The sequence below is a fragment of the Aurantimonas sp. A2-1-M11 genome (assembly GCF_036549475.1).
Lineage (GTDB): Bacteria > Pseudomonadota > Alphaproteobacteria > Rhizobiales > Rhizobiaceae > Aurantimonas.
Genome location: NZ_JAZHLI010000193.1, coordinates 1 through 1349, shown reverse-complemented (window position 1 = coordinate 1349; position 1349 = coordinate 1). Strand labels below are relative to the sequence as shown.

Annotated in this window: 1 protein-coding gene and 1 pseudogene; both read right to left on the bottom strand. The window is 65.8% G+C overall.

All coding sequences use genetic code 11. The annotated features are described in order from the left end of the window. Nucleotides 1-380: pseudogene (locus VQ042_RS25575) on the bottom strand (hypothetical protein); the annotation flags it as partial. A gap of 28 nt (nucleotides 381-408) precedes the next feature. Then, nucleotides 409-1074 (bottom strand): HupE/UreJ family protein, encoded by a 666-nt coding sequence (locus tag VQ042_RS25570; protein WP_331823047.1) that lies wholly within the window; start codon nucleotides 1072-1074, stop codon nucleotides 409-411. Nucleotides 1075-1349: the final 275 nt, after the last annotated feature.

Below are 1349 nucleotides of genomic sequence, written 5' to 3'. Positions count from 1 at the left end.
GCGCCGAGGATGCTGGACTGCCGCTCCGGAGCGGGCGGGGCCGGTGGTGCGGGCGGAGCCAGCGGGGCGACGGGAGGCGGAACCACGCCGACGGCGGCAGGCGGAAGCGGCGCCGCGTTGGCACCGGTCGCCGGGGCGGCACGGGCTACCGCGTCCATGGCGGCATCGGCCTCGGCTTCGGCCGCGAGCTGCATCTTGATCTCGCCCATCTCCGTAAGGTTCAGCGCCGATCCGACCCCGGTCGGATCGATCCCGTACTCGGCGGGCAGGACGACCGCGACGAGGATCGCGGTGGCGGTGACAGCCGCGATGGCGGTCGAGCGCAGGAGCTTCCGCGTGGTGGGAAGCTCGGCGCGGGTGGGCATGTCGGTGTTGTACATGTGTCGGTATCCTTGAGTTGAGGGGGTGTCAGGCGACGAGATAGCCGGCGACCTGATAGCCGAAGAGCACGAATCCGGCGGCCATCATGACGACGTTGGCGGTGTAGGCGTGTCGGAAGAAGCTCGGCGTTCTGCGCGAGAAGCCCATGACGATGAGGATCGCGCCAAGGGCGAGGAGCTGGCCGATCTCGACGCCGACATTGAAGGCGAGGAGGTTCGGCACCAGACCGTCCGGCGAGATGTCGTATTCGAGGATCTTGGTCGACAGACCGAACCCGTGGAAGAAGCCGAAGATCAGCGTCGCGGCCTTGGTGTTCGGCTGGAAGCCGAACCATTGCTGGAACGCCCCCATGTTGTCGAGCGCCTTGTAGACGACCGACAGGCCGATGATCGCGTCGATGATGTAGCTGTTGAATCCCACATCGAAATAGACGCCGAGGAGCATCGTCGTGGAGTGACCGATCGCGAAGAGGGTCACGTAGATGCCGATGTCCTTCATCCGGTAGAGGAAAAAGATCACGCCGAGCAGGAACAGGATGTGGTCGTAGCCCGTCGCCATGTGCTTGGCGCCGAGATACATGAAGGCGATGAGGTTCACCCCGGTGATCTCCTGGATGTAGCCCTGGTCGCCGGCGGCAACGCCGTGCGCGAGAGCTGTCGTGCCCCATGTCGTCGCCAGGAGAAGCGCGAGCATGGGGGTGCGAAGCGTCGACCGGATCACGTGGCGCGACTCGAGACGACCTTCGACGGAAGGGTCTTGCATGGTTGGTTCCGATTGTCCGTAAGGTGCCATGCCGTCATGGAGACGGCGTGTGATCACGCGGTGTCGGACGGTCTCGGCGGTCGATCGAGGGTGGAAGGGACACCGCCCCGGGTGTGGTCCTGAAGCGCGAGCGCATGTTGCGCGGCGCCGGGTGGCACGGGCGCATCGAACCGCGGCAATGTCCCGGGCTTGTCGTGCGAATGGTC

Excerpts from the sequence above, each read along its gene's own strand:
- VQ042_RS25570 (WP_331823047.1), bottom strand. The coding sequence starts at position 1,074 with ATGCTCGCGCTTCTCCTGGCGACGACATGGGGCACGACAGCTCTCGCG.